6 protein-coding genes and 1 pseudogene are annotated in these 7,487 nt (G+C 67.5%); 5 read left to right on the top strand and 2 right to left on the bottom strand.

Features of this window, described 5'->3' with window-relative positions; genetic code table 11:
• The 4 genes from MLGJGCBP_RS12885 to MLGJGCBP_RS12870 all read left to right on the top strand — a co-directional run.
• Nucleotides 1–1,361, top strand: a 1,361-nt coding sequence (locus MLGJGCBP_RS12885) for an ABC transporter substrate-binding protein (RefSeq protein WP_236581065.1), incomplete at its 5' end; no start/stop codon positions are given.
• Nucleotides 1,358–2,305 carry a carbohydrate ABC transporter permease gene (locus MLGJGCBP_RS12880; protein WP_160096040.1) on the top strand — a complete coding sequence of 316 codons (948 nt, stop codon included), beginning with the start codon at nucleotides 1,358–1,360 and terminating at the stop codon, nucleotides 2,303–2,305. The genes MLGJGCBP_RS12885 and MLGJGCBP_RS12880, both read left to right, overlap by 4 nt.
• 2 nt (nucleotides 2,306–2,307) lie before the next feature.
• Entirely contained in the window at nucleotides 2,308–3,144 is an 837-nt protein-coding gene (locus MLGJGCBP_RS12875; RefSeq protein ID WP_160096038.1) for a carbohydrate ABC transporter permease, read from the top strand.
• A gap of 5 nt (nucleotides 3,145–3,149) precedes the next feature.
• Nucleotides 3,150–4,319, top strand: coding sequence for an ABC transporter ATP-binding protein (locus tag MLGJGCBP_RS12870; protein ID WP_160096036.1), 1,170 nt, complete (start codon nucleotides 3,150–3,152; stop codon nucleotides 4,317–4,319).
• Here the strand turns inward: MLGJGCBP_RS12870 and MLGJGCBP_RS12865 are convergent.
• Nucleotides 4,309–5,829 (bottom strand): MFS transporter, encoded by a 1,521-nt coding sequence (locus MLGJGCBP_RS12865; protein ID WP_160096034.1) that lies wholly within the window; start codon nucleotides 5,827–5,829, stop codon nucleotides 4,309–4,311. The genes MLGJGCBP_RS12870 and MLGJGCBP_RS12865 overlap by 11 nt on opposite strands.
• Nucleotides 5,830–5,921: 92 nt before the next feature.
• Between MLGJGCBP_RS12865 and MLGJGCBP_RS12860 the strand changes: the two genes are divergently transcribed.
• The gene (locus MLGJGCBP_RS12860) at nucleotides 5,922–7,079 is read left to right on the top strand and encodes a winged helix DNA-binding domain-containing protein (RefSeq protein WP_236581064.1); all 1,158 of its coding nucleotides are present in this window, start codon (nucleotides 5,922–5,924) and stop codon (nucleotides 7,077–7,079) included.
• A 13-nt stretch (nucleotides 7,080–7,092) separates the two neighbouring features.
• Here MLGJGCBP_RS12860 and tnpA read toward each other — a convergent pair.
• Nucleotides 7,093–7,487: pseudogene (tnpA, locus tag MLGJGCBP_RS51690) on the bottom strand (IS200/IS605 family transposase); the annotation flags it as partial.

Genomic DNA, 7,487 nt, shown 5'->3' with positions numbered 1-7,487 from the left:
TGCACCGCACCAAGCCCGGACGCTCGCTGAAGTGGGGACTGATCGGTGCGGCCGCCGTCCTCACCGTTCCCCTGCTGGCCGCGTGCGGGTCGTCCGAAGACGGCATCGTCCTCAGCTTCTACACCGCCGCCGACGGTGCCGAGCAGTACGCGGAGGCCGCGGCCAACTGCACGGCCGCGGCCGGCGGCCGGTACTCCATCGAGCAACGCACGCTGCCGAAGGGCGCGGACGATCAACGCCTCCAGCTGGCCCGCCGGCTCACCGGCAACGACACGTCGCTCGACATCATGACGCTCGACGTGGTGTGGACGGCCGAGTTCGCCGAGGCGGGGTGGGCGCTACCGCTCCCACCCGGCATCGCCGCCGAGGGCACCGAGGGCACGCTCGAAGGCCCCCTCGAATCGGCCAAGTGGCAGGACCAGCTGTACGCTGCACCGCTGAATACCAACACCCAGTTGCTCTGGTATCGCAAGGACCTCATGCCGGACGGGCAGCCGCCGCAGACGTGGGATCAGATGATCGACATCGCGGAAGGCCTCGCCGCGGAGGGCCGCCCCAGCTGGATCGGGGTGCAGGGCAAGCAGTACGAGGGCCTGATGGTGTGGTTCAACACTCTGCTCGCGAGTGCGGGCGGGTCCGTCGTCGCCGACGACGGGACCACCGTGACGGTCGCGGACGGTGACGCCGCCCTGCAGGCGCTCGAGGTCATGAAGCGGGTCGCCACCGCGAAGGGTGCCGACCCGTCGGTTTCCCAGGGCGACGAGGCGTCGTCGCGGCTCGGGATGGAGAGCGGAAAGGCTGCTTTCGAGGTCAATTGGCCGTTCGTGTTGCCGGGCATGATCGAGAACGCAGAGAAGGGGGACCTCCCGTTCATCGACGACAAGGGCAACCCGACGTCCGTGGACACGGGTAACACGGTGCTCACGGTCGACGGTCAGCAGAATTTCCTGCCTGCGCCGTACCCGTCGGTGATCCCCGGCAGGCCCGCAGAGGTGACGATCGGCGGATTCAACGTCGCGGTCGCGAAGACGAGTCAGCACCCGGATCTGGCGTTCGAGGCGGTGTCGTGCCTGCGGAACGAGGAGAACCAGCGCAACAATGCCGTCAAGGGCGGTGTGCCGCCGACGCTGGCGAATCTGTACGACGATCCAGCGTTCCAGGAGGCGTACCCCGCGTGGCGTGAGGTGCGGGAGAGCCTCGACACCGCGTCCGTCCGCCCGGTGTCACCGGCGTACCAGAGCATTTCGACCCTGATCACCGCCACGCTGAATCCGGTCGGTGACATCGACCCGCCGCGGACCGTCGACGAACTCGCCGAACAGGTTCGCAAGGCGGTCAACTCGGAAGGGCTGATCCCGTGACGACCGAAACCGTGCAGGCGGACCGCGCCGAGGAGCCGAAAGCCGCGGCCAAGGGCCAGATCTCGGAGGGGAAGCGGGCCGAACGCCGGCTGGGGCTGTGGTTGGTGGCCCCCGCCGCGATCCTCATGATCGCGGTGACGGCCTATCCCGTCGTGTACGCGGTGTGGTTGAGCCTGCAGCGCTACGACCTCCGGTTCCCCGACGAACGCAAGTTCGTCGGCCTCGCCAACTACGTGTCGGTGCTGACGGACGGGTACTGGTGGCAGGCGTTCTGGGTGACGGTGGGCATCACCGTCGTGTCGGTGGTGATCGAGTTCGTCCTGGGCCTGATCCTGGCGCTCGTGATGCACCGGACGCTGGTCGGGAAGGGTCTCGTCCGGACGGTGGTGCTGATTCCGTACGGCATCGTCACCGTCGCCGCCGCGTACAGCTGGTACTACGCGTGGACGCCGGGAACCGGGTATCTCGCAAATCTGCTGCCCGACGGAAGCGCCCCGCTGACGGAGCAGATCCCGTCGCTCGCGATCATCGTGCTCGCCGAGGTGTGGAAGACGACGCCGTTCATGGCGCTGCTGCTGCTCGCCGGGCTCGCTCTCGTTCCCGACGACCTCCTCAAGGCCGCGCAGGTCGACGGCGCCGGGGCATGGACGCGGCTGGTGCGGATCATCCTGCCGCTGATGAAACCCGCGATCCTCGTGGCGCTGCTGTTCCGCACCCTCGACGCGTTCCGGATCTTCGACAACATCTACGTTCTCACCAAGGGCGCCAACGACACCGGGTCACTGTCGATCCTCGGCTACGACAACCTGTTCAAGGCATTCAACCTCGGTATCGGCTCGGCGATCAGCGTCCTCATCTTCCTGTGCGTCGCGCTGCTCGCATTCGTGTTCATCAAGCTCTTCGGCGCGTCGGCTCCCGGGTCCGACACGGAAGGAAACCGATAACCATGGCCGTCGTCGACACCCCTCGCCGAAAGTTCAGCTGGTCCGTGGTCAACCTGCTGGTCCTGCTGTACGCGCTGGTCCCGGTGCTGTGGATCGCCAGTCTGTCGTTCAAACCCGCGGGAACGATCAAGGACGGCAAGTTCATTCCGCAGAAGTGGACCCTCGACAACTACCGCGGCATCTTCGAGACCAACGCGTTCACCAGCGCGTTGATCAACTCCATCGGCATCGGTCTCATCTCCACGGTGATCGCCGTCGTCATCGGCACCATGGCTGCCTACGCCATTGCCCGCCTCGACTTCCCTGGCAAGAAACTGCTGGTCGGGGTGGCGCTGCTGATCGCAATGTTCCCCCAGATCTCCCTCGTGAGCCCCCTGTTCGACATCGAGCGCAGGCTCGGGCTGTTCGACACCTGGGCCGGCCTGATCCTGCCGTACATCACGTTCGCGCTCCCGCTGGCCATCTACACGCTGTCGGCCTTCTTCAAGGAGATCCCGTGGGAGTTGGAGAAGGCGGCCAAGATGGACGGCGCCACCCCGGCGCAGGCGTTCCGGAAGGTGGTGGCACCGCTGGCGGCGCCGGGCATCGTGACCGCCGCGATCCTGGTGTTCATCTTCTGCTGGAACGATCTGCTGTTCGCGATCTCGCTGACCTCGACGGAACGGTCCATCACCGCGCCCGCCGCGATCGCGAACTTCACCGGCGCCTCCCAGTTCGAGGAGCCGACCGGTTCGATCGCCGCAGCCGCGATGGTGATCACGATCCCGATCATCATCTTCGTGCTGTTCTTCCAACGACGCATCGTGGCCGGCCTGACGTCCGGCGCCGTGAAGGGATAAGTGCTGTGGCCGAAATCGTGCTCGACAAGGTGACGAAGTTGTACCCGGATGGCGCCAAGGCGGTGAGCGACGTCGACATCACGATCGCCGACGGCGAATTCATCATCCTGGTCGGACCGTCCGGTTGCGGAAAGTCGACCACTCTCAACATGATCGCCGGGCTGGAGGACATCTCGTCCGGTGAGCTGCGGATCGCGGGGGAGCGGGTCAACGAGAAGGCGCCGAAGGACCGCGACATCGCCATGGTGTTCCAGTCGTACGCGCTGTACCCGCACATGACGGTGCGGCAGAACATCGCGTTCCCGCTCACCCTGGCGAAGATGTCGAAGTCGGACATCGCGGCGAAGGTGGACGACGCCGCCAAGATCCTCGACCTCACGCAGCACCTCGACCGCAAACCCGCCAATCTGTCGGGCGGTCAGCGGCAGCGGGTCGCGATGGGCCGGGCGATCGTCCGCAGCCCCAAGGCGTTCCTGATGGACGAGCCGCTGTCGAATCTCGACGCCAAGCTCCGCGTCCAGATGCGCACCGAGATCGCCCGGCTGCAACAGCGACTCGGCACCACCACGGTCTACGTCACGCACGATCAGACCGAGGCGATGACGCTCGGCGACCGGGTGGTGGTGCTGCGCGGCGGGGTGGTCCAGCAGATCGGGGCGCCGCAGGAGTTGTACGACCACCCGAACAACCTGTTCGTCGCGGGATTCATCGGCTCGCCGTCGATGAACTTCTTCCCGGGACAGCTGACCGCAGACGGGGTGTCGACGCCGCTCGGCGAGTTCACGCTGCCCCCGGAGACCCGCGACAAGGTCGCGTCGTCGAATTCGGCGAAGGACGTCGTGGTCGGGATCCGTCCCGAGCACTTCGAGGACGTGGCGGTCGTCGACGTGGGGCAGCGGGAGTCCGGTGCCACGTTCACGGCCAACGTCGAGGTGCTCGAGTCGATGGGCTCGGACAAGTACGCCTATTTCACGGCCGAGGGGCCGCAGGTGAACTCCCGGGAACTCGAGGAACTCGCAGCCGACTCGGGTACCGCGGTCGCGGGGGGCGGTCAGCTGGTGGCCCGGTTGTCGGCCGAATCGTCCGCGGTGCACGGCAGACCGGTGGAGCTGTGGTTCGACCGGGCGAAGATCGCCCTGTTCGATCAGAACTCGGGGGCGAACCTCACCCGCTGACCGGGGTGCTGCGTTCACCCGGACGGCTGGTGTTCGCTCCGCCGAGACCGCCGACCGTGCCCCACTCGGCGGCGAGGGCGGTCGCGTGGACCTCGTCCTCCTCCTCGTCGGACGGGGTGCGGGTGGTGCGGGTGATCCCGAAGAACGGCAGCAGTCCGGCGAGGGCTGCGGCGGCCGCACCGACGACGAACGCGATCACGTACGCCGATTCGGTCGGGACGTCGGTCCCGGGGATGGTGATCCCGGCGAGCAGGGTCGCGAGGAGTGCACTGGCGACCGAGCTGCCCACAGACCGGGCGATGGAGTTGATGCTGTTCGCGACGCCGGTCTCGTCCTGCCGCACCTCGGCCACGAGCAGTGACGGCAGGGACGCGTAGGCGAGGCTGATGTACGTGTTGATCAGCACGATCGCCGCAATGACTTCCCACGTGCGGTCGTGGGCGAAGATGAACACGACGAAACCGCCGACCCCGACGACACTTGCGGCGATCAGGACGGCGCGGGAACCGAAGCGGTGGATCAGTCTTCCGCTCGCAATCGACGCCAGGACGCCGCTGATCGCGCCCGGCAGCAGATACACGGTGCTGGCCGCGAGGACGGTGGCGCCGAAGCCGTACCCGGCGACCGCGCGTGGCGTCTGGACGAAGTACGAGCTGCCCAGGAACATCACGAACATCGACATGCCGACCACCAGGGCGGACAGGTGGGTGACCAGGACGGGCGGGTTGGTCAGCAGCCGGGGCGCGACGAGCGGGTCGGTGGTCCGCCGTTCGTAGAGGAACCAGCCGATCAGAACCAGGATTCCGGCGACTCCGCTGACGATCGTGACGGGAGACGTCCAGCCCCAGGTGCCGCCCTCGGCGAGCGGGAGCAGGACGAGGACCAGGCCGGCGGCGAGACCGACGGCGCCGATCCAGTCGATGGAACCCGTGCCTGCGCGGGGACGGCGGGGAATGGCGATCCAGGCGAGCAGGAGTCCCGCCGCGGTGATGGCCGAGGACAGCCAGAAGACGCGGTGGAAGTCGGCGCCGTCGGAGACCAGCACACCGGTCAGGACGATGCCGAAGCATCCGCCGAAACCGAGGGTGCCGGAGAAGATCCCCATCGCCCCGGTCAGTTTCTCGGCCGGAAGTTCGTCGCGCAGCACCGCGATGCCGATGGGGAACAGCGCGAACGACACACCCTGAAGTACCCGGGCGAAGATCAGCACCCCCACCGACGTCGACACCGCACCGATCAGCGACCCCAGCAGCACCACGACGAGCACCCCGAGCAGGACCGGCCGTTTGCCGCGGAGATCGGCGAGGCGGCCGAGGACGGGTGTCGCGGTCGCCGCCGCGAGAAGGTTCGCGGTGAGCAGCCAGCCGACGGCGGTGGGGCCGACGTCGAGTTGCGCGCCGATGGTCCCGACGATCGGTACCACCAGTGTCTGCAGAACAGCGACAATCATCACGACGAAGCACATGACGGGCAGGAGAGCCCTGGCGGCGGTTGTCGATCCGGCGGCCATGGAGGGTCCTCCTGCAGGGGTCGGTGAACGGGCGTAAACCAATACGGTACTGGGGCTAACTAACGAAGGGGTGCACGGTGGGGTCTGAACGCATGTCGAATCGAGCGCTGGGCCGGGCGACGCTGGCCAGGCAATCGCTGCTGAGTCGTTCGGACCTGTCCGCGCTCGACATGATCGAGCACCTCTGCGGACTGCAGGCCCAGGCGCCGGCCCCGCCGTACTTCGCGCTGTGGGCGCGGCTCCGACGGTTCCGCGCCGACACGCTGTCGGATCTCGTCGAGAACCGCGCGGTGGTGCGGATCGTCGCGATGCGCGGGACGGTGTTCGCGCTGTCCGCGTCGGACGCCCTCTCGTTCCGTCCGCTGGCGCAACCACTGCTCGACCGGGACCTCCACACCAACACGCAGCACCGGTCGAGTCTCGACGGGATCGACCTCGACGCCCTTGCGGCCGCGGGACGCGAACTGGTGCGCGACGAACCCCGCACCCAGTCGCAGATGCGGCCGCTGCTCGAGCAGCGGTTCCCCGGCCGCGACGGTGCCGCCCTCGCCCACGGAGTGCGGGGACTGGTCCCGATGGTCCAGGTACCGCCGCGCGGGCTGTGGGGCAGGTCGGGGCAACCGGCGCTGGCGACACTGGAGTCGTGGGTGGGCCGCCCACTGTCCGCCGCGCCGTCCATCGACACGATGCTGCTCCGCTACCTCGCCGCGTTCGGCCCCGCGAGTGCGCGGGACGCCCAGGCCTGGTCGGGGCTGACCCGGCTCGGTGAGGTGCTGGACCGGCTGCGGCCCCGGCTCCGGGTGTTTGCGGGGGAGTCGGGGCCGGAACTGTTCGACCTTCCCGACGCGCCCCGGCCGGACCCGAACACCCCCGCCCCCGTCCGCATCCTCGCGCCGTTCGACAACGTGCTGCTCTCGCACGCGGACCGCGGGCGCCTCGTCGACGACGACGTGCGGAAGAAGATCTTCACGCAGAACGGCATCGTCAAACCCGCCGTCCTCGTGAACGGCCGGGTCGCTGCGTTCACCACGACGGTGGTCGAGAAGTCCCGTGCGGTTCTCGAGGTGGAGCCATTGGCGACCATCGCGAAGACGCACCGAGCCGCGATCGAGGCGGAGGGCAGGCGACTGCTGAAGTTCGCGCACCCCGAGGCGACCGACCGCGTCGTGCGGTTCACCGGATCAATCAGAGGAGGTTTGGCCCTTTCGGGCCGGGAGGAAGCTGATTCTGTATTGCGCGATGGCGCGTAGCGGGGTCGGTTTCTTTCGTGGGTTCTGGTCGTTTTTGGTTGGTGATGTACTCGGCGATGGTGGCGAGTGGGGCTCCGCCTGCGGAGGCGGCGAAGTAGGACGGTGACCAGAAGTGGTTGCCCCACAGGTATTTCTGGATGTGGTCGGGGAACTCTTGGCGCAGGTATCGTGCGGAGACGCCCTCGAGGCTATTGACCAGGGTGGAGAGTTGCACGGTGGGTGGGTAGTGGATCAATAGGTGGACGTGGTCGGTTTCTCCGGTGAACTCGGTCGACGTGGCGCCGAACTTGTCACACACCTCTGCCATCATCTCGGTGACATAGACCAAAGAGTATCCGCAGGGAAAGGCGCGGGGTGTGAAGCGGATCGTTGTCGTGAAGCTGGCTCCGACCCCGGAGCAGTATGTGG

Source organism: Rhodococcus sp. T7 (genome assembly GCF_009872365.1).
GTDB lineage: Bacteria > Actinomycetota > Actinomycetes > Mycobacteriales > Mycobacteriaceae > Rhodococcus_F.
The sequence above is the reverse complement of the archived record's forward strand: the minus strand, read 5'-3'. Positions and strand labels throughout refer to the sequence as shown.